18 protein-coding genes are annotated in these 18,627 nt (G+C 69.0%); 11 read left to right on the forward strand and 7 right to left on the reverse strand.

Translation table 11 applies throughout. The annotated features are described in order from the left end of the window. Positions 1-2 precede the first annotated feature (2 nt). Entirely contained in the window at positions 3-1,358 is a 1,356-nt protein-coding gene (locus ACTMO_RS0105245) for an FAD-dependent oxidoreductase (RefSeq protein ID WP_026448903.1), read from the reverse strand. A 424-nt stretch (positions 1,359-1,782) separates the two neighbouring features. On the opposite strand from ACTMO_RS0105245, the gene ACTMO_RS0105250 reads away from it, so the two are divergent. From ACTMO_RS0105250 to ACTMO_RS0105265, 4 genes are all read left to right on the forward strand, one after another. Next, positions 1,783-2,589, forward strand: a complete 807-nt coding sequence (locus ACTMO_RS0105250) for an SAM-dependent methyltransferase (protein WP_019853615.1) — start codon at positions 1,783-1,785, stop codon at positions 2,587-2,589. 3 nt (positions 2,590-2,592) lie between these two features. Beyond that, on the forward strand, positions 2,593-4,779 hold the full coding sequence (locus ACTMO_RS0105255; RefSeq protein WP_019853616.1) for a putative bifunctional diguanylate cyclase/phosphodiesterase: 2,187 nt from the start codon (positions 2,593-2,595) through the stop codon (positions 4,777-4,779). Between the two features lie 247 nt (positions 4,780-5,026). Next, entirely contained in the window at positions 5,027-7,051 is a 2,025-nt protein-coding gene (gene thrS / locus ACTMO_RS0105260; protein WP_026448904.1) for a threonine--tRNA ligase, read from the forward strand. Beyond that, positions 7,048-7,662: an HIT family protein gene (locus tag ACTMO_RS0105265; RefSeq protein WP_019853618.1), complete on the forward strand. Its 615-nt coding sequence runs from the start codon at positions 7,048-7,050 to the stop codon at positions 7,660-7,662. The genes thrS and ACTMO_RS0105265 overlap by 4 nt, the downstream gene beginning before the upstream one ends. Before the next feature lie 95 nt (positions 7,663-7,757). Here the strand turns inward: ACTMO_RS0105265 and ACTMO_RS0105270 are convergent, their stop codons facing one another. Further along, the gene (locus ACTMO_RS0105270; protein WP_019853619.1) at positions 7,758-8,297 is read right to left on the reverse strand and encodes a YceI family protein; all 540 of its coding nucleotides are present in this window, start codon (positions 8,295-8,297) and stop codon (positions 7,758-7,760) included. Positions 8,298-8,489: 192 nt separating this feature from the next. On the opposite strand from ACTMO_RS0105270, the gene pgsA reads away from it, so the two are divergent. Further along, complete coding sequence (pgsA, locus tag ACTMO_RS0105275; protein ID WP_026448905.1) at positions 8,490-9,092, forward strand: phosphatidylinositol phosphate synthase; 603 nt, start codon at positions 8,490-8,492, stop codon at positions 9,090-9,092. Between the two features lie 66 nt (positions 9,093-9,158). Here pgsA and ACTMO_RS0105280 read toward each other — a convergent pair whose 3' ends face one another. Next, positions 9,159-9,479 (reverse strand): hypothetical protein, encoded by a 321-nt coding sequence (locus ACTMO_RS0105280; protein WP_019853621.1) that lies wholly within the window; start codon positions 9,477-9,479, stop codon positions 9,159-9,161. A 138-nt stretch (positions 9,480-9,617) separates the two neighbouring features. Here ACTMO_RS0105280 and ACTMO_RS0105285 point away from each other — a divergent pair, with 138 nt between their 5' ends. Together ACTMO_RS0105285 and ACTMO_RS0105290 are read left to right on the forward strand one after the other, a co-directional pair. Further along, positions 9,618-10,493 carry a helix-turn-helix domain-containing protein gene (locus tag ACTMO_RS0105285; protein ID WP_033401733.1) on the forward strand — a complete coding sequence of 292 codons (876 nt, stop codon included), beginning with the start codon at positions 9,618-9,620 and terminating at the stop codon, positions 10,491-10,493. Beyond that, the gene (locus ACTMO_RS0105290) at positions 10,493-10,705 is read left to right on the forward strand and encodes a DUF397 domain-containing protein (RefSeq protein ID WP_019853623.1); all 213 of its coding nucleotides are present in this window, start codon (positions 10,493-10,495) and stop codon (positions 10,703-10,705) included. Before ACTMO_RS0105285 ends, ACTMO_RS0105290 begins: the two co-directional genes overlap by 1 nt. A gap of 65 nt (positions 10,706-10,770) precedes the next feature. Here the strand turns inward: ACTMO_RS0105290 and ACTMO_RS20365 are convergent, their stop codons facing one another. From ACTMO_RS20365 to ACTMO_RS0105305, 3 genes are all read right to left on the reverse strand, one after another. Then, positions 10,771-11,298 (reverse strand): DUF3558 family protein, encoded by a 528-nt coding sequence (locus tag ACTMO_RS20365; protein WP_033401496.1) that lies wholly within the window; start codon positions 11,296-11,298, stop codon positions 10,771-10,773. 17 nt (positions 11,299-11,315) lie between these two features. Further along, the gene (locus ACTMO_RS0105300) at positions 11,316-11,735 is read right to left on the reverse strand and encodes a hypothetical protein (RefSeq protein WP_019853625.1); all 420 of its coding nucleotides are present in this window, start codon (positions 11,733-11,735) and stop codon (positions 11,316-11,318) included. Positions 11,736-12,004: 269 nt separating this feature from the next. Further along, complete coding sequence (locus tag ACTMO_RS0105305; protein WP_019853626.1) at positions 12,005-14,107, reverse strand: elongation factor G-like protein EF-G2; 2,103 nt, start codon at positions 14,105-14,107, stop codon at positions 12,005-12,007. A 284-nt stretch (positions 14,108-14,391) separates the two neighbouring features. Here ACTMO_RS0105305 and pdxS point away from each other — a divergent pair, with 284 nt between their 5' ends. Beyond that, a complete protein-coding gene (gene pdxS, locus ACTMO_RS0105310; RefSeq protein ID WP_019853627.1) occupies positions 14,392-15,306 on the forward strand; it encodes a pyridoxal 5'-phosphate synthase lyase subunit PdxS in 915 nt (304 codons plus the stop codon). A gap of 30 nt (positions 15,307-15,336) precedes the next feature. Here the strand turns inward: pdxS and ACTMO_RS0105315 are convergent, their stop codons facing one another. Further along, complete coding sequence (locus ACTMO_RS0105315) at positions 15,337-15,900, reverse strand: helix-turn-helix domain-containing protein (RefSeq protein WP_019853628.1); 564 nt, start codon at positions 15,898-15,900, stop codon at positions 15,337-15,339. A gap of 78 nt (positions 15,901-15,978) precedes the next feature. Between ACTMO_RS0105315 and ACTMO_RS20370 the strand changes: the two genes are divergently transcribed. The 3 genes from ACTMO_RS20370 to ACTMO_RS0105330 all read left to right on the forward strand — a co-directional run bounded on the left by ACTMO_RS20370 (position 15,979) and on the right by ACTMO_RS0105330 (position 18,588). Further along, positions 15,979-16,692 carry an AzlC family ABC transporter permease gene (locus ACTMO_RS20370; protein ID WP_157062794.1) on the forward strand — a complete coding sequence of 238 codons (714 nt, stop codon included), beginning with the start codon at positions 15,979-15,981 and terminating at the stop codon, positions 16,690-16,692. Next, complete coding sequence (locus ACTMO_RS0105325; RefSeq protein ID WP_019853630.1) at positions 16,689-17,006, forward strand: AzlD domain-containing protein; 318 nt, start codon at positions 16,689-16,691, stop codon at positions 17,004-17,006. Before ACTMO_RS20370 ends, ACTMO_RS0105325 begins: the two co-directional genes overlap by 4 nt. A 139-nt stretch (positions 17,007-17,145) precedes the next feature. After that, entirely contained in the window at positions 17,146-18,588 is a 1,443-nt protein-coding gene (locus ACTMO_RS0105330) for an amino acid permease (RefSeq protein WP_019853631.1), read from the forward strand. The last annotated feature ends 39 nt before the right edge of the window (positions 18,589-18,627 follow it).

The following is an 18,627-nucleotide window of genomic DNA, read 5'->3' on the forward strand; positions in this document are numbered from 1 at the left end:
TCTCAGGACTCCGCGCCGTGGCTGATGCGCACCATCTCGTCGCGTTCGACGACCTTCATGCGTTCCCGGCCGCGCTGTGCCCCGAGTGCCCGTTCGTGCTCGTCGAGGCGGTTCCAGCCTTCCCAGGTGGTGTAGTCCACCCCGCGCTCGTCGAGCATCCGCAGTACCGCGTCCCGGTCGCTCTCGGTCGGGGTCGGCAGGTTTCCGAGGTCGGCGAGCAGGTTGTTGACGGTTTCCAGCGCGTCACCCTTGGTGTGGCCGATGAGTCCCACGGGCCCGCGTTTGATCCAGCCGGTGGTGTAGACCCCCGGAACGTGCTCGCCGTCGAGGTCGAGCACCCTTCCCCCCTCGTGGGGGATGGTTCCCGAGTCGTGGTCGAAGGGGACGTCCGGCAGGGCCGAGCTCAGGTAGCCCACGGCCCGGTAGACGGACTGCACCTCGTGGGTCTCGTACTCGCCGGTTCCACGGACCGAGCCGTCCCCGGTCAGCTCCATGATCTCGGTGCGCAACCCGGTGACCTCGGTCTCGCCCAGGATCTCCACGGGACGGCGCAGGAAGTGGAAGTGCAGCCTGCGGGCGGCCTGTCCCGAGGGGTCACGCAGCGCCCAGTCCTGCAGGGTCTTGACCACGGACTTGACCTGGTTGTTGGTGCGGACGGACTCCTCGCTGGCCTCGTCGAGTTCGAAGCCCTCGGGGTGCACGATCAGCTCCGTGTTCGGCTGGTGGCCGAGCTCGCGCAGTTCCAGCGGGGTGAACTTCGTCTGTGCCGGTCCGCGTCGGGCGAAGACGTGCACGTCGGTCACCGAGGAGGCGCTCAGTGCCCGGTGGACGTTGTCGGGGATCTCGGTGTCGAGCAGGTCGTCGGCCTGTTTGGCGAGCACGCGCGCCACGTCGAGGGCCACGTTGCCCGCCCCGAGGATCGCCACGCCGCGGGCGTCGAGGTTCCAGTCCCTGGGGGCGTCGGGGTGGCCGTCGTAGAAGGAGATGAACTCCGAGGCGCCGTGGCTGCCCGGCAGTTCGACGCCGGGCACGGGCAGGTTCCGGTCGTCGGCAGCGCCCGTGGCGAACACCACGGCGTGGTAGTGCTCGCGCAGGTCCTCCAGCTTGCAGTCCACCCCGTACTCCACGTGCCCGAGGAAGCGGATTCCGGGGGTGTCCAGCACCTTGTGCAACGCGTTGACGATGCCCTTGATCCGGGGGTGGTCCGGGGCGACGCCGTAGCGGACCAGCCCGTAGGGGGCGGGCATCCGGTCGAACAGGTCCACTTCGACGGGGGTTTCCGACTTGTTCAGGATGTCCGCGGTGTAGACACCGGCGGGGCCGGCGCCGATCACGGCCACTCGAAGCGGCTGGCTCACGGTGGTTCCTCCTCAAGGCCCGGTGGGCACGTCTTCCTCCCCATAGCTTAGGCATACCTAACTACACTGCCCGGCATGTGGACGGGTGAGTCCGGTTACAGGGCTCGGCCCGCCTCGTGGGAGGTTCGCGCCGGTGAGCGGGGAGTTCGGGCCCGTTTCGAGTAAGGGAGTGCCCCACCCGCGGGAGCGGGGTTGCGTCCGAAAAGGCTCCGAAACCCCCGAACGAGGGATGTGGGTGCGTGGTTCCGACAGCCGACCGTGAGTGTTCGAGCGCGGGGTGTCACAGTATTATTCGTGTTGATCACTCGACGGTAGCTCCGGAAGACGGGCGGGGGAGCTGCGTCGTCGGCCATGCACACAGAGCGAGATCAGGGCCCGGGTGTCGGGGGGCACTGCTGGTGGCCCGTGACAACAGGGAGCTTCCATGACAGACCCGAACCGCCTACCCGCGGACGTCGACCTGGAGAAGGCCAGTGCGGCACGGTGCTACGACTACTACCTCGGCGGTTCACACAACTTCGAGGTGGACCGCGAGCTGGCCCGGAAGGTGGAGGCCAGGGTTCCGCACGTGAAACCGCTGGCGCAGAACAACCGGGCCTTCCTGCGCCGGGCCGTCCGGTACTGCCTGGACCGGGGGATCAGACAGTTCCTCGACCTCGGCTCCGGCATCCCCACGGTGGGCAACGTGCACGAGATCGCCCAGGACCGCGCCCCCGAGGCGCGGGTGCTCTACGTGGACAACGAGCCGGTGGCCGTGGCCCACAGCCGCACGATCCTGGAGGGCAACGAGCGGGCCGACGCGTTGCAGGCCGACTTCGACTCCGTCGAGGAGATCCTCGCCTCGGAGCAGGCCGGACGGCTGCTGGACCTCTCCGAACCGATCGCGGTGATGATGGTGGCGCTGGTGCACTTCGTGCCGGACTCGGCCGGACCCCACGAGACCATCCGGGCCTACCACGAACGGATGCCCCCGGGCAGCTACCTGGGATTCTCCCACGTCACTCACGAGGGGTATCCCGAGTTCACCCAGAGCATCATCGACCTCTACGCCGACAGCAGCAATCCGGTGGTCTCCCGCACCCACGAGGAGGTCGCCGAGCTGCTCTCCGACTTCGAACTGGTGGAGCCGGGCCTGGTCTACGTGCCGGAGTGGCGTCCGGACACCGAGGAGGACCGCTGGGAGGATCCGGCCCGGTCCCTGGTCTACGGGGCGGTTGGGCGCAAGGTGTGATCGATGAACGACACCCCGGTTGAGGAGGAACCGGTCCTTGCCGGTGCGCCGGCGGGAACCTCCCGGCAGGCCGCGGAACCCGATCCGCTCGTGGACTTCGCCCGGCGGTGGAGCCGAGCCGTGATCGACACCAGCTACGTGCCCATGTCCCGCCCCGAGCTGTGGGAGTTCCTCACCGAACGCGTCAGGAGACTGCTCGGGACCCTGCTGGCCGAACACCACGACGGGAAGGCGGTCGCCGAGGTGGGCGCGGAGCTGGTTCGGGAGCACGTGGTGGCGCCCGAGGCCCTGCGCAGGACGTTGCTGTTGCTCGGCTCCGAGCTGTCGGAACTGGCCGCCCGCGTGGAGCCGGGCACCGTGGTCCCGGCGGGACGGCGGCTGGAACTGCTCGCCTCCCTGGCGGCGGGTTTCGACGGGGCCGCCCGGGACAGGGTGTTGGCCGAGCAGGGAGTCATCCAGCGGGCCGTGCTCAACGCCAGGGACGCCGCCGAGGAGGCGCTGCGCTCCAGCGAGGCACGCTTCCGGGCCGTGTTCACCTCCTCGGCCCTCGGTATCGCCGTCGTCGGCCTGGACGGAGTGTTGCAGGACGTCAACGACTCCATGACGGTCATCTTCGGCGTTGCGCGTGAGCGGCTGCTCGGTTGTCACATGCTGGAGCTGGCCGACCCCGACTGGGTGGACAAGCTGCACAAGTCCGACAGGGCGCTGTTGGCGGGCGCCACCGAGCGGTTCGCCGTGGACGTCCGCTACACCACCCCCGAGGAACGGACCGTCTGGGCCCAGGTCTCCGGGGCGCTGGTCACCGACGGTGCCGGAGAGCCCGACTACCAGGTGGTGCTCTACGCCGACGTCACCGACAGGTACATGTTGCAGGCGGAGCTGCGCAGGCAGGCCACGCACGATCCGCTCACCGGCCTGGCGAACCGGACCCTGCTGGCGACCAGGCTGCAGGAGGCGCTCAGGCCCGTGCCGGGCAACCGGAGGGTGGGGATCTGTTACCTCGACCTGGACGGGTTCAAGACGATCAACGACAGCCTCGGCCACCCGATCGGTGACGACCTGCTGTGCGCCGTGGCCAACCGGATCAACAACACGGCCACCGGCCACGGGGCGCTGGCGGCCCGGATGGGTGGTGACGAGTTCGTGGTGCTCGTCGCCGACACCGACGGGCCGACCCGGATGCTGGGCCTGGTGGAACACCTGCTGGACGAGATCGGTCGTTCCGTGCGCATCGGCGGGCACGAACTCAACGCCACGGCCAGCGCCGGTGTCGTGGAACAACCCGTGGCCGGTTCGGATCCCGAACAGCTCCTGCGGGAGGCCGACATCACGCTGTACCGGGCCAAGGAGGAGGGCAGAGCCCAGTGGGTGATGTTCGACTCCGAGCGCAACGCAGCCGCGCGTCGTCGTTTCCGGCTGTCGGCCACGATGCCCGCCGCCCTGGACCGCCACGAGTTCTTCGTGGAGTACCTGCCGGTGCGTCGACTCTCCGACGGGCGCACCGTGGCCATGCGCGCCGACGTGCGCTGGGACCACCCCGAGTACGGCGAACTGGCCGCGGAGCAGTTCGTCGGCCTCGCCGAGGACACCGGGGCGATCACCCGGCTGAACGACTGGTTGCTGCGCCAGGCCTGTGCCCACGCGGCTCACTGGGTCCGCCGGCTCGGTACGGAGGCTCCCCTGGTCACCGTCGACCTCTCCGGACGGTACTTCCGCGATCCGGACCTGGTCAGTGATTTCCGGGAGATCCTGGAGGAGACCGGCCTGCCCGCCGAGCAGCTGCGGCTGGCCGTGCCAGAGCAGGCCCTGTTCGACGAGGTGGGCGATCCGGCCGACACGGTCGACATCGTTCGCGAGCTCGGAGCGGCGTTCGTCGTCCGCGACTTCGGGGCCCGCTACACCGAGAGCCGCAGGCTGCGGGAGCTTCCCGTCACCTCGGTGCGGGTCACCGGGGAGTACCTGCGCAGGCTCTCGGAGGGTCCGCGTCCGGACCCGTTGGACGAGCACCTGGTCTCCAGTGTGATCTCGGCGGCCCACCTGCTGGACATGACGGTGGTGGCCGACGGGGTGGACACGGCCGAGCAGGCGCGGCGGCTGCGGGCCATGAAGGTGCACGCGGTGCAGGGCGCCTGCGCGGGCGAACCGGTGTCCGCCCTGGAGGTACCCGAGCTGTTCGCCTCCTCGGGCTGAGCACACGCCGGCCACGCTCCCGGGACCCGTCGCCCGTCCCCACCGGGTGGCGGGAGCCCGGGGGCGGCCGGATCGTGGGAGGTGCATCGGTGGCCGATAGCATCGACAGGACAGTGTTCGTCCGATCCGGCGGTGTTTCCGACGTCCTTCGAGACCTCGGCCGGATCACGCGCACATCCCGTTCGAGCAAACGATCGTAGGAGTAACCGTGTCAGTCTCGCCGCTCCAAACCCAGCAGGAATCCCGGGTGAAGGTACCGGCGGGCACTACGGCTGGTGATGCCGTCCAGCAGGCGGGATTGCCGTCCAAGGGCCCCGAGGCGGTCGTCGTGGTCCGGGACGCCGAGGGAGAGTTGCGTGATCTTTCCTGGGCTCCCGAGGCGGACGTGGAGGTCGAGGCGGTACCGGCCAACACGGAGGCGGGCCGCAGTGTCATCCGGCACTCCACCGCCCACGTGCTGGCCCAGGCGGTGCAGCAGCTGTTCCCCGAGGCGAAGCTGGGCATCGGCCCGCCGATCACCGACGGATTCTACTACGACTTCGACGTCGAACGACCGTTCACCCCGGAGGACCTGCGGGCGCTGGAGAAGCGCATGAAGCAGCTCGTCAAGTCCGGGCAGAAGTTCTCCCGCCGAGAGTTGGGCTCGGTGCGGCAGGCCCGTGAGGAACTCGCGGACGAGCCCTACAAGCTGGAGCTGATCGACCTCAAGTCCGGTGCGGGCGAGGTGGACACCAGCGAGGTGATGGAACTCGGCGACGGCGAGCTGACCGTCTACGACAACGTCGACCGGCACGGGCAGACGGTCTGGGGGGATCTCTGCCGGGGCCCACACGTGCCGCACACCAGGTTCCTGCCCGCCTTCACGCTGACCCGGGTGGCGGCCGCCTACTGGCGGGGGGACCAGAACAACCGCCAGCTGCAACGGATCTACGGAACCGCCTGGGAGTCCAAGGAGGCCCTCGACGCGCACCTGGAGTGGTTGGCCGAGGCCGAACGCAGGGACCACCGGAAGCTGGGTGCGGAGCTGGACCTGTTCTCCTTCCCGGAGGAGATCGGCTCCGGGCTGCCGGTGTTCCACCCGAAGGGCGGGGTGATCCGGCGGGAGCTGGAGGACTACTCGCGCCGCAGGCACGAACAGGCCGGGTACGAGTTCGTCAACTCGCCGCACATCACCAAGAGCGCGCTGTTCGAGACCTCGGGACATCTGGGCTGGTACGCCGACGGCATGTTCCCCCCGATGCATCTCGACGAGGAACGCGACGCCGACGGCGAGGTGCGCAAACCCGGGCAGGACTACTACCTGAAACCGATGAACTGCCCGTTCCACAACCTGATCTACCGCTCGCGGGGCCGTTCCTACCGGGAGCTTCCGCTGCGGTTGTTCGAGTTCGGCTCGGTCTACCGCTACGAGAAGTCCGGGGTGGTCCACGGGCTCACCCGGGTGCGGGGGATGACCCAGGACGACGCGCACATCTACTGCACGCCGGAACAGCTGCGCGCCGAGCTGAAGTCCCTGCTGCACTTCGTGCTGGACCTGCTGCGGGACTACGGGCTGGACGACTTCTACCTGGAGTTGTCCACCAAGGACGAGCAGAAGTACGTCGGCAGTGACGAGCTGTGGGAGGAGGCCACCGAGACGCTGCGGGCGGTGGCCGAGGAGTCCGGGCTGGAGCTGGTTCCGGATCCGGGCGGGGCGGCCTTCTACGGACCGAAGATCTCGGTGCAGGCCAAGGACGCCCTCGGTCGCACCTGGCAGATGTCCACCATCCAGTTGGACTACCACATGCCGGAGCGGTTCGACCTGGAGTACACCGCCGCGGACGGCTCCAAACGGCGCCCGGTGAAGATCCACCGTGCGCTGTTCGGTTCCATCGAGCGTTTCTTCGGGGTGCTCACCGAGCACTACGCCGGTGCCTTCCCGGCCTGGCTGTCCCCGGTGCAGGCGGTGGGCATTCCCATCGCCGACGACCACGTCCCGCACCTGGAGGAGGTCTTCGACCGGCTGCGGGCCAAGGGGCTGCGCGTCGAGATCGACACCGGTGACGAGCGGATGCAGAAGAAGATCCGCAACCACACCACGCAGAAGGTGCCGTTTCTGGTGCTGGCCGGCGGCAAGGACGTGGAGGCGGGAGCGGTCTCGTTCCGTTTCCGCGACGGCAGCCAGCTCAACGGGGTTCCGGTGGAGCGGGCGGTCGAGGCGCTCGGTCACTGGGTCGAGCGGCGGGAGAACGCCTCCCCCACGGCGGAGAACTTCGGAGCGGAGTTGGCGTGACACGGCGACGGGCCGAGGAGCAGCACGGGAACCCGGGCGGGGAGTCAGCACGGGACGAGTCGCCGGAGTTCCGGGAGCAGCGCGGGATAGGTGTCCCGGACGCCCTGCAGCGGCTGTGGACACCGCACCGGCTTTCCTACATCCAGGGGGAGAACAAACCCACCGGGGAGGGCAGCGACGGCTGTCCGTTCTGCGGGCTGTTGAACGACGAGCGTCCCGACGACGAGACGTTGATCGTGGCCAGGGACGAACTCGTGTTCGCGGTGTTGAACCTCTACCCGTACAACCCCGGTCACCTGATGGTGTTGCCGTACCGGCACGTGGCCGACTACACGGACCTGACCGGGCCGGAGACGGTGGCGGTGGCGGAGTTCACCCAGCGGGCGATGCGGGTGATCCGGAGCGTGTCCGCCCCGCACGGGTTCAACATCGGGCTGAACCAGGGGCCGGTGGCCGGGGCCGGGATCGCCGCGCACCTGCACCAGCACGTGGTCCCGCGTTGGGGCGGTGACTCGAACTTCATGCCGGTGATCGGGCACACCAGGGTACTTCCCCAGCTGTTGGCCGACACCCGGCAGTTGCTCGCCGACGCCTGGACGGCACTGGACTGAACGGATCCCGCCGCCTCAGCGAGGCACGGCGGGATCCCGTCGTCGTGGTGGCGGTGCTTCGACCGCTGTCGAGCCACACCGGAAGAGCTGGAGTCTCAGCCGCGCAGCGTGGCCTCGATCTCCAGAGCGATCCTGACCTTCTCGCCGAGCATGGCGCCGCCGTTGGGGCCCACCTTGAAGTCGGTGCGGTTCAGCGTGGTGCTCGCCGACAGCCCGAGCATCTTGCCGCCGTCCGAGGTGTCGGTGAACCCGCCGAGCTCGGCCTCCAGGGTGATCGGCAGGGTCACCCCGTGCAGGGTGAAGTCCCCGTCGATCAGCCAGGTCTCGCCGTTCTGCCGGATGCCGGTGGAGCGGAAGGTCGCCGTGGGGTGGTTGTCGGTGTCCAGGAAGTCCTCGGCGCGCACGTGGGCGTCGCGGTCGGCGTTGCCCGTGTTGACGGAGGCGGTGTCGATGGTGGCGGTCACGCTGGAGTCCAGCGGGTTGTCCGCGGTGACGATCTGGCCCTCGAACTTGTCGAACCTGCCCCGGGAGCGGCCGACACCCATGTGCCGCAGGGTGAACTCGATGTCGGAGTGCACCGCGTCGATGTCCCAGGTTCCGGTGGTGTAGCCGGGGATCTGGCCGGCGTCGGTCATGCTGGACCTCCATGGAATCGTGACGACGTTTCGCCGGGGTTCAACCCCGCTCGGGTGGAAGTCATTTCCGGGTGTGGCAGGAATCATTGATCGGCTGGTCCGCCTGTCGGTGGTGTCCGTACGGTGCTCCGATCACGGCCGGTTAAGCTGCTTGGTGCGGGGTTCCCCGTACGACGGCGGATGGTCGGGAACATGTTGAACGTCTTCGCGCGAGCTTCGGTGGCCAAGTTCACCGATCCGGTCGGTGCCTGGTTGGTGCGGCACCGAATATCCCCCGATGTGGCGACGGTCGTGGGGACGGTGGGGGCGTCCCTGGCGGCCGTGACCCTCTTCCCGACGGGGTATCCGCTGCTGGGAACCCTGGCGGTCACCTTCTTCCTGCTGTTCGACCTGTTGGACGGGGCCATGGCCCGGGCGGCGGGTACCGGCGGTTCCTTCGGCGCGGTGCTGGACGCCAGTTGCGACCGGGTGACCGACGGGATGGTGTTCGGTTCCCTGGCCTGGTGGCTGTTGGTGAACGATCGGCACGTGCTGGGGGCCGCGTTGCTGGTCTGTCTGGTGGCCGCGCAGGTGGTCTCCTATGTCAAGGCCCGGGCCGAGGCCCAGGGGCTGGACGCCGACGGTGGGTTCGCCGAGCGGGCCGAACGGCTGGTGCTGCTGCTGACGGGCACCGGGTTGTACGGGCTGGGGCTTGGCTGGGCGCTGGATCTGGCCGTGTGGGTGCTGCTCGTGCTGTCGGTGTTCACCGTCGGGCAACGGCTGCTCGGCGCCTACCGGGCACGACCGGGTGCGTGAGCGGGCCGGGGAGCGGGAGCCGCCCGGCCCGCGCGGAAGAGCGGACACTCCTGGGGAGCGGGCGGTTCAGATGCGGGGGGCGGGGACGAGTTCACTGGCGCCGGACCAGCACAGGTAGTCCTCGACCACGTCGACGTCGGCGGTGATCAGGTCGTGGAAGGCCTGTTCGTCCGGGGCGCCGTCCCGGTCCAACGGCATGAGCGCGATCCGGTACATCCCGAAGCGCTGTTCGGTGCGGGACAGCACGGCCAGCGCCCAGGAACGCAGCCGGTGCCACGCCGCGGGCTCGTCCACCCGCTCGTCGGTGGGTTCGTGGTGCAGCAGCTCGGTGTAGGAGCCCAGTGAGTCGGGATTGACCACCCGGTACAGGGTCATGGTGTTACGCATGGTTGTCTCCTCGGTGACATTCGTGACCGTGGATGCTGACGCGACGGAACGTCAGTGCAAGTCAGATTGACTTAGTCAATTTGACGAAACAATCGCCCAATCGAGTAATCGATTGTGGTTTCAGTCGAAGAGGTGATGATGAACAGTTCGGGGCCGGTGGTTCCGGAGCCGATCAGTCCCACCGTCGGCAGGCGGTGGTTGGCGCAGGAGGTCCGCAGGCTGCGCGAGACGGCGGGACTGAAACAGTCCGACGTGGCCAAACGGTTGCGCTGCAACGCGGCGAAGATCGCCCACATGGAAAGCATGCGCAACACGATCAGCGGCCCCGACCTGGAGGTGATGCTCGCGCTCTTCGACGTTCCGTCCGAGCGTGTGGAGTGGTACCTGCGGTTGGCCGAGCTCGCCAAGGAGAAGGGCTGGTGGGACGGCAACCGCGCGGTGCCGGACTGGTTCTCGCTCTACGTCGGACTGGAGTGGGGCGCCGACCGGATCCGGGAGTGGGATCTGGGGTTCCCACCCGGCATCCTGCAGATCCGCTCCTACATCGAGGCCCTGGTCCGGGGCGAGGACGGTCCTTCCGAGGTGGAGGTGCGTGAGCTGGTCGAGGCGCGGCTGCGGCGTCAGGAGGCCCTGTGGCGCCGCGAGGAACCACTGTGGATGCACGCGATCGTCGACGAGGCGGCCCTGCGGCGGCGGGTGGGTGGCGCCGAGGTGATGCGCGAACAACTGCGCTACCTGGCCGAGGTGGGGCGGTGGGAGAATGTCACCGTTCAGGTGCTGCCGTTCGCCGTGGGACCACATCGCGGTCATCTCGGAACATTTCATTGGTTGGGGTTTCCACGTGCCGGTGACCCGGGGGTGGTCTACCTGGAGAACCAGCGCGGTGGGATCTACCTGGAGGAGGTCGACGAGGTGGCCATGTTCAACGGGGTGTTCGAGTCGTTGGCCGAGCAGGCGTTGTCCGCGGCGGAGTCAGCCGACTTCCTGTCCGAGCTCGCTGAGGAGATCGTGTGATGCAGTACGAACGTGTTTGGAACGCGGCCGAGTTGGAGGGTGTGCGGTGGCGGCGCAGCAGCCGCAGTGGCCCCAACGGCGGTGCTTGTGTCGAGGCGGCGGTCCTGCCCGGTGGTGAGGTCACCGCGGTGCGGGATTCCAAGTGGCCGCAGGGTCCGGCGTTGGTGTTCGACCGTCGGGTCTGGGCGGCGTTCCTGCGCCGCCTGGACTGAGGCGGGCCGTGGCGATGAGCCCGCGGAGTCCGAGCGGGCTCATCGTCGGACCGTCCCCGGTGTGCTCACGCGGGTTCGGGCACGTGCGGCTCCACCTTCTTCGCGATCTCCAACGCTTTCGCGCACTCGTCGATGTTGTCGAAACGGCCGGTTTCCGTCGTACGAACCTGGACCATTCCTTCTCCGGCGTTGAACAGCACATCGCAGCCTTGAGCTTGCGTCGCCCCTTCGGGAATCGCCTGCGCCCCGGAACGACCGTTGACCTCGAGGCGTTCGAATTCCGCCCACACAGGTTTCTGCTCAGCTACCGCTACCGTTTCACGCTCATTCAACTCCAGTCTTAATCCGACTGGATCACCTTCGTAGTCACATCCTGGAGCCCACGGAAGCTGCTTCACGGATTCACCCGGCATTTCCAGCCCGAAAGACTTCAGAGTATCCGACGGCAGGATCTCGCAGGGTTTCACACTGGCCAGAACCTCCTCCGAGGAGGGCATCTCCGTGGCTGAGGAATCCGAAGTGTTCCCGGAGTCGGCGCCGGGCGAGCACCCGAGCACACCGGTCAGCACCGCAGCGACGATGGCGGCCCACAACGATCGCCTCCCCCTTCTCACTGCGCGCTCCTCCGCAGATCCTCGGCAACCTGATCGTCGGTAGCCTGGTAGTTCTTCTTTGCCTGCTGGAACAGATCGGCCTTGCGCCGCAGCTCATTGGCGAACTGCCGCAACAGGTCCGCGGCACCGGTCGAGCCGTTGTGCGCCTTGTTCCCGAACTTGGCCGCCAACTGCCGCCCCGACGGGTAGTCCCCCAGCCCTGGCACCTGTTGTAACTGCATAGCTGCACGAATCAGTTTCTCGGCCTGTTCGGCCTCGCGTTCGTAGACCTTGCTCGCCCGGTCCGCGGCGTCCGGCTCCATGCTCAGCCCGCCGTCCGCGATCTGCCGCTGGATCCAGGAGTTCTCGTCCCGGATCGCGGACAACTCCGCGCCCGCATCCTCGAAACCGGACGAACCGGCGGCCTGGTGGACCATCAGGACTCCCTTCGTTCTCGGAAGGCACTCGCTGCAACCGTTCCTGTTCGACCGTGGTCACCCTAGTCGACCGGGCTTCCTCTCTGGTTCCGACGATCGCCACATCCGGGTGTGATCGCCGTCTCCTCCGGTCGGTCGTCGTGGGTTCTTCGCCCCTCAACGGAGGAGGAAGACTTGCGGTGTCGGGCATCCTGCCCGAACGGGTGAAGGAGTTGGCATGAGGCGCGAGGCCCCTCCACCTCGGAGTGGGGCCGCGATTCCCCACCGGCTCACCACGGCAGCGGTTCGTAGCCGGCGAAGCTGCGGCTGAAACTGGCGCTGCCGGAGCTCAGCGAACGCACGTTGACCGCGTACCGGGTCAGCTCGGTGCTGGGCACGTGAGCACGCACCACCGTCCACCCGGAACCTTCCGGTTCGGTGCCCAGCACCCTGCCCCGGCGCACCGACAGGTCACCGAGCACCGTGCCCAGGTGTTCGTCCGGCACGTGCACCCACACCTCGTCCACCGGCTCCAGGGTCACCAGCCCGGCCCGTTCGGCGGCGTCCTTCAGGGCCAACGCCCCCGCCGTCTGGAACGCGGCGTCCGAGGAGTCGACGCTGTGGGTCCTGCCGTCCACCAGGGTCACCCGCACGTCGATCAACGGGCACCCCGACTCCAGCCCCTTCGCCAGCTGCTCCCGTATCCCGCGTTCCACACTGCCCACGAACCGCTTCGGGATGGCCCCGCCCACGACCCGGTCGACGAACTCGAAGCCTCCCCCGCGCGGCAGCGGCTCCACCTCGATGTCGCACACCGCGTACTGCCCGTGCCCGCCGGACTGTTTGACGTGCCTGCCGTGCCCGGCGGCCGCCTGCCGGAAGGTCTGACGGAAGGCCACCCGTACCGGCTCGGTGTCCACGTCCACCCCGTGCTCCCGCAACCGACGCAGCACGAGATCGGCGTGCGCCTCGCCCATGCACCACAGCACCAGTTGACGGGTCTCGGTGGAGCGGTCCACCCGCAGGGTGGGGTCGCTGGCCAACAACCGGTTCAGGTTGCGCGCCAGCGCGTCCTCGTCCTCACCGCTGCGTCCGGCCAGCGCCATCGGCAGCAGCGGGTCGGGCATGTCCCACGGCTGTATCAACAGCGGGTCCCCGGCCTCGGAGACGGTGTCCCCGGTCTCGGCCGAGTCGAGTCCGGTCAGCGCGCACAGGTCCCCGGCCACACAGTGCCGCGTCTCGTGCAGGGAGGCACCGAACGGGGTGTGGACATGGGCCACGCGCTCGGTGGAGTCGTGGTCGGCACGTCCCCGCTCACCCAGTCCGTGCGCGGAGACGTGCACCGACCGGTCCGGCAGCAACGTGCCCGAGAACACCCGGGCCAGCGAGATCCTGCCCCGATGGGGATCCACCGAGGTGTGCACGATCTCCGCCGCCAGCGGCCCCCCGGGATCGCACCGCAGGGGACGAGGGGCGGTTCCGTCGGGGGCGGTGGCCTCGACGGAACCGCGCTCGGTGGGGGCGGGAAACCCCCGGACGATCCCGTCGAGCAGCTCGATCATCCCCATGCCGGTTTCCGCCGAGGCCGGTATCACCGGGTGGATCCCACCCCGGGCCACGGCGGTTTCGAGGTCGCTCAACAGCGTGCCCACCTCGATGGATTCCCCCGTCAGGTAGCGTTCGAGCAGGGACTCGTCCTCGCTGTGGGCGATGACGCCCTCGAGCAGTTCGTTCCGGGCCGCCTCGACCTCCGCGTCCATCCCGTGCGGGGCGGTGCCCACCGTGGGAGTGCTTCCCCGCGAGTAGTCGTGGAGACTTCCGGTGAGCAGCCCGTACAGCTGCCGGGGCTGTCCCCCGTGGTACCGCGCGAGATACAGCGCGACCACCCCGGAGCCGAACGTGTTGCGGCAGGCCTCGACGGTGGCGAACACGTCGGCGCGGGGCCGGTCGATGCGGGAGACGAGCACCCCTCGCGGCATTCCGACCCGGTCGCACTCCCGCCAGACGGCCACGGTGGCCTCGTCCACCCCCTCGGCGGCGTCCACCACGAACACGGCGGAGTCGGCGGCCCGCAGCCCGGCCCGCAGCTCCCCGAGAAAGTCGGGATGGCCGGGAGTGTCGATCAGGTTGATCTTGGTTTCCCCGTGCCACAACGGAGCCACGGCCATGCCCACGGAACGCTGCTGCTCCACGGCCGCCGGCTCGTGGTCGCACACCGTGGTTCCCGCCGCCACGGACCCCCGGCGCGGGATGGTCGAACTCGTGGCCAACAGCCGTTCCACGAGAGTGGTCTTGCCCGTCCCGGAAGGCCCGACGAACACCACGTTGCGCACCGACTCCGGTTTTCGGGGTGCCTCGCGGGCCTCCGGCGCCGCCCTCCGCCTGTCGTTCATGATCGTCCCCCCGTGCGGTGCCGCGATGGCTGTGGTTGCCGAGCACACACCCCTCGGCGGAGGTGCGCAAGGCGACGGGCGGCCGAGTGGTCTGGCGAGAAAACCGCGCAGTGGACCGTTTCCGGGGTGGGGGGTCACTCCTAGCGTCGAGGGCACGGTACGACAACGACGTCCGTGAGGCCCGCGCGTGGCGCCTCCGCCCCGTCCCCACCGGCTCCCCCGGAGCTCGCGGGGGCTTCGACGGTGGCGGCCACGCGTGGGATCCCGGAGAGGAGTGACAGCAAGTGACCGACGTCACCAGCGGGGCCGCACGTCCGGAGGGCACCGGTACGGACGGTGTCAAGCGCGGCATGGCGGAGATGCTCAAGGGCGGTGTGATCATGGACGTGGTCACGCCCGAGCAGGCGAAGATCGCCGAGGACGCGGGTGCGGTCGCCGTCATGGCGCTGGAGCGTGTGCCCGCCGACATCCGGGCCCAGGGTGGTGTGGCCCGGATGTCCGACCCCGCGATGATCGAGGAGATCGTGCGTTCGGTGTCCATCCCGGTGATGGCCAAGGCGCGCATCGGCCACTTCCTGGAGGCCGAGGTGCTGCAGTCCCTCGGGGTGGACTACGTCGACGAGTCCGAGGTGCTGACCCCCGCCGACGAGGACAACCACATCGACAAGTGGCCCTTCACGGTGCCGTTCGTGTGCGGCGCCACCAACCTCGGCGAGGCGTTGCGCCGCATCTCCGAGGGCGCCGCGATGATCCGCTCCAAGGGAGAGGCGGGAACCGGCAACGTGGTGGAGGCCACCCGGCACATGCGGCGGATCCGTTCCGAGATGCGGCGGCTGTCGGTCTCGGACGGCACCGAGCTGTACGCGGCGGCCAAGGAGATGCGGGTTCCGGTGGAACTGGCGCGGGAGGTCGCCACCACCGGTGAACTCCCCGTGGTGCTGTTCACCGCGGGCGGGGTCGCCACCCCCGCCGACGCGGCCATGATGCGCCGACTCGGCGCGGAGGGCGTGTTCGTCGGTTCGGGGATCTTCAAGTCCGGCGATCCCGCCGCCCGGGCGGAGGCGATCGTCAAGGCCACCACCTTCTACGACGACGCCGACCTCGTCGCCAAGGTCTCGCGGGGACTGGGCGAGGCCATGGTGGGCATCAACGTCGAGGACCTGCCGGAGGAGCAGCACTACGCCCGACGCGGTTGGTGACTCCGACGAGGCCGGACTCCGGTGGTCTTCCTACCTGTGCTCCATGACCAGCAGGGCCCTGGCGGCCCCCTCGGGGGCACGGTAGAGGTGGGCGACCTCGCCGGAGAAGGTCAGGTAGTCCCCCGGTGACAGTTCGGCCGGCTCCGTCAGGGGGCCGGCCGACATCGTCCCGGAGAGCACCACCAGGTGTTCCACGGTGCCGCGCTGGTGCGGATCGGCGCGGCGTTGCTGCCCCGCTTCGAGGGCTATCTCGTAGAGGTCGCGGCTGGCCCCCGCCGGGCACGCCGACAGTAGTCCCGCGGCGAAGGCGCCGTGTTCGGAACGCAGTGTCGGTGCCGTGCCCGCGCGCACGACCTTCACATGGGGGGCCGGCGGTTCCACGAGACGGCTGAACGGCACGTCGAGGGCCACGGCGACCGCCCAGAGGGTTTCCACGCTGGGGTTGCCCGTCCCCGCCTCCAGTTGGGAGAGCGTGGACTTGGCGACCCCGGCCCGCCTGGCCAGTTCGTTCAACGAGATCCCCGCGTCGTTCCTGGCACGCCGCAGCGCGGGAGCGATGATCTCCAGCGCGGCGCTCTCTCCGGATCCGTCCATGGCTGTTCGCCTCGCACTTCCTTGTGTTCGGTTTGACGAACAACGGTGCTGTTGTTCACTATAGCGACCATGCGTTTGATGCGCCGAACATTGGGGACGTTACGGCGTGACTCCCCCCTGATCATCCCGGTGGCCTCCATGGCACTCGCCCTGGCGGTGGTCGGTGCCTCGCTCGGAGCGATCGCCGTCACCAAGGGGGTTCCGCTGTGGCTGGTCACCCTGATGGCGGCACTGGTGTTCGCGGGAGGTTCCGAACTGCTGGCGGTGGGGATGGCCACCTCCGGGGCCGCCCCGTTCGCGGTGGTGCTCGGCGGGTTGCTGCTCAACGCCCGCCACCTGCCCTACGGGCTGGCCCTCGGAGGGATGCTGGCCGACAGCGGCCCGGTCGGCAGGCTGTTCGGAAGCCACCTGTTGGTGGACGAGGCCGTGGCCTTCGCCTTGGCCGAGTCCGACCCGCACCGGCGGCGACGTGCCTACTGGGCCGCCGGACTGACCCTGTACGGGGTCTGGGCCCCCTCCGTGTTCCTCGGGGGGCTGCTCGGCGACGGCATCGGCGACCCGCGCGCGCTCGGTCTGGACGCGGCCCTGCCCGCCGGGCTGCTCGCCCTGGTGCTGCCCGCCCTGCGGGACCGCCCCACCCTCCGGGCCGTGGCGCTCGGCTCCACGGTGGCCGTGGTGCTGACCCCGGTGCTGGAGGAGGGGCTTCCCGTGCTGTGCGGGCTGTTCGGCATGGTCGCCGCGCTGCCGGTCGCCACGGGCCACTCCGACGAGCGTTCGGAGGCGGGCGTATGACCCTGGGGATCGTGCTGGCGCTGGCCGCCGGAACCTACGCGCTGCGGGTGGCGGGGCCGTTGTTGCGCGACAGACTACGGCTGCCCGAACGGTGGCGGTGGTCGCTGTCGGTGGCTTCGCTGGTGCTGCTCGGTGCCTTCGTGGCGACCAGCGCACTGTACGAGTCGGGTTCCTTCGCCGGGGTCGCCCGGGTCTCCGGAGTGGCCGTCGGCGGGGTGCTGGCGTGGCGACGGGCCCCCTTCGTGGTGGTGGTGCTGGTGGCGGCCGGAGTGACCGCCGGAATGCGCGCCGTCCTTAGCACGCCCGTCATGTAAGTGATCGTTAACCCCCGTTCGGGGGGTGTCTTCCGAGTGATTAGGGTCTTGTCGACCGAGCCGGCTCCGACCCACGGAGCCGGACCCCGTAGCGAGCCGGGCCATCCTCACCCGGCCGATACGTAGTGGAGGCAGAACCTTGGTCACCACGCCCGACCCGTCGGACGGTGCCACGGCAGCCACGGGACCGACCGGACAGCGGGGCAACGAGGAGGGTTACGCCACCGGCCTGGGAAACCGCCAGGTCCAGATGATCGCCATGGGCGGGGCCATCGGGGTCGGCCTGTTCCTCGGAGCCGGGGGGCTGCTGGAGGAGATGGGACCCGGAATCATCCTGTCCTACCTCGCCTGCGGCGTGGCCGTGTTCTTCGTGATGCGGGCCCTCGGCGAACTGGTGCTCTACCGGCCGGTCTCCGGCAGCTTCGTCGAGTACGCCCGGGAGTTCATCGGCCCCTGGGCCGGGTTCGCCGCCGGATGGATGTACTGGGTGAACTGGGTCGGCAGCGGAGTCGCCGAGATCACGGCCGCGGGCATCTACATCGGCAAGTGGTTCCCCGAGTTCCCCCAGTGGATCACCGCCCTGCTCTCGCTGCTGGTGTTGCTGGTGGTGAACCTGCTCTCGGTGCGGTTGTTCGGCGAACTGGAGTTCTGGTTCTCGGTGATCAAGGTGCTGGCCATCGTCAGCTTCCTGGTGGTGGGGACCTGGCTGGTCGCCACCGGCGCCGAGATGGGCGAGACCACGGCGGGTGTCGGCAACCTGTTCTCGCACGGTGGCTTCCTGCCGTTGGGACTGCCCGTGGTGCTCATGAGCCTCCAGGGGGTGATCTTCGCCTACGCCTCGATGGAGATGGCCGGTATCGCCGCCGGGGAGACGAAGAACCCGGCCAAGGTGATGCCGCGCGCGATCAACAACGTCATCGTGCGCATCGCCCTGTTCTACGTGGGCTCCCTGCTGCTGCTGTGCATGGTGCTGCCCTGGACCGCCTACAGCGGGACCGAGAGCCCCTTCGTGACGGTGTTCTCCAGCATCGGAGTCCCCTGGATCGGCGACATCATGAACTTCGTGGTGCTCACCGCAGCCCTGTCCAGCTGCAACTCCGGGCTCTACTCCACCGGACGCATCCTGCGCTCGCTGTCCCTCAACGGGGAGGCTCCCTCGTTCACGGCGCGGATGAACTCCCAGCGGGCGCCCTACGGGGCCGTGCTGTTCACCGCGGCGGTGTTCCTGCTGGGGGTGCTGCTCAACTACGCGCTGCCGGACAAGGCCTTCGAGATCGCCACCTCGGTCTCCTCGCTCGGCGTGATCGCCACCTGGGCCGTGCTGCTGTACAGCCAGCTGCGGCTGCGCGAGTTCGCCCGGCAGGGCAGGTTGCGGCGCCCCTCCTACCGGATGCCGGGTTCCCCCTACACGAACTGGATCGTGCTCGGCTTCCTCGCCCTCGTGCTGGTGCTGGCGGGATTCTCCTCCGACATCGCGGCTCGCTGGTCGCTGTACGCCGTGCCGTTGCTGGTCGTGGGCATAACGGTCGGTTGGCGTGTGGTGCGCCGCCGTTCCGCGAGCTGCGGAGCGGACGTGAGGTGACCCGGACATTGCCGAATCGCCCGTGTGCAGGACAATCGG

Source organism: Actinopolyspora mortivallis DSM 44261 (assembly GCF_000384035.1).
GTDB classification, from domain to species: Bacteria; Actinomycetota; Actinomycetes; order Mycobacteriales; family Pseudonocardiaceae; genus Actinopolyspora; species Actinopolyspora mortivallis.

Bases quoted from the DNA above. Each gene is read 5' to 3' on its own strand.
- ACTMO_RS0105250 (WP_019853615.1), top strand. From the start codon at position 1,783: ATGACAGACCCGAACCGCCTACCCGCGGACGTCGACCTGGAGAAGGCC.
- ACTMO_RS0105255 (WP_019853616.1), top strand. From the start codon at position 2,593: ATGAACGACACCCCGGTTGAGGAGGAACCGGTCCTTGCCGGTGCGCCG.
- ACTMO_RS0105270 (WP_019853619.1), bottom strand. From the start codon at position 8,297: ATGACCGACGCCGGCCAGATCCCCGGCTACACCACCGGAACCTGGGAC.
- pgsA (WP_026448905.1), top strand. From the start codon at position 8,490: ATGTTGAACGTCTTCGCGCGAGCTTCGGTGGCCAAGTTCACCGATCCG.
- ACTMO_RS0105280 (WP_019853621.1), bottom strand. From the start codon at position 9,479: ATGCGTAACACCATGACCCTGTACCGGGTGGTCAATCCCGACTCACTG.
- ACTMO_RS0105285 (WP_033401733.1), top strand. From the start codon at position 9,618: ATGAACAGTTCGGGGCCGGTGGTTCCGGAGCCGATCAGTCCCACCGTC.
- ACTMO_RS0105290 (WP_019853623.1), top strand. From the start codon at position 10,493: ATGCAGTACGAACGTGTTTGGAACGCGGCCGAGTTGGAGGGTGTGCGG.
- ACTMO_RS0105300 (WP_019853625.1), bottom strand. From the start codon at position 11,735: ATGGTCCACCAGGCCGCCGGTTCGTCCGGTTTCGAGGATGCGGGCGCG.
- ACTMO_RS0105305 (WP_019853626.1), bottom strand. From the start codon at position 14,107: ATGAACGACAGGCGGAGGGCGGCGCCGGAGGCCCGCGAGGCACCCCGA.
- ACTMO_RS0105315 (WP_019853628.1), bottom strand. From the start codon at position 15,900: ATGGACGGATCCGGAGAGAGCGCCGCGCTGGAGATCATCGCTCCCGCG.
- ACTMO_RS20370 (WP_157062794.1), top strand. From the start codon at position 15,979: ATGCGCCGAACATTGGGGACGTTACGGCGTGACTCCCCCCTGATCATC.
- ACTMO_RS0105325 (WP_019853630.1), top strand. From the start codon at position 16,689: ATGACCCTGGGGATCGTGCTGGCGCTGGCCGCCGGAACCTACGCGCTG.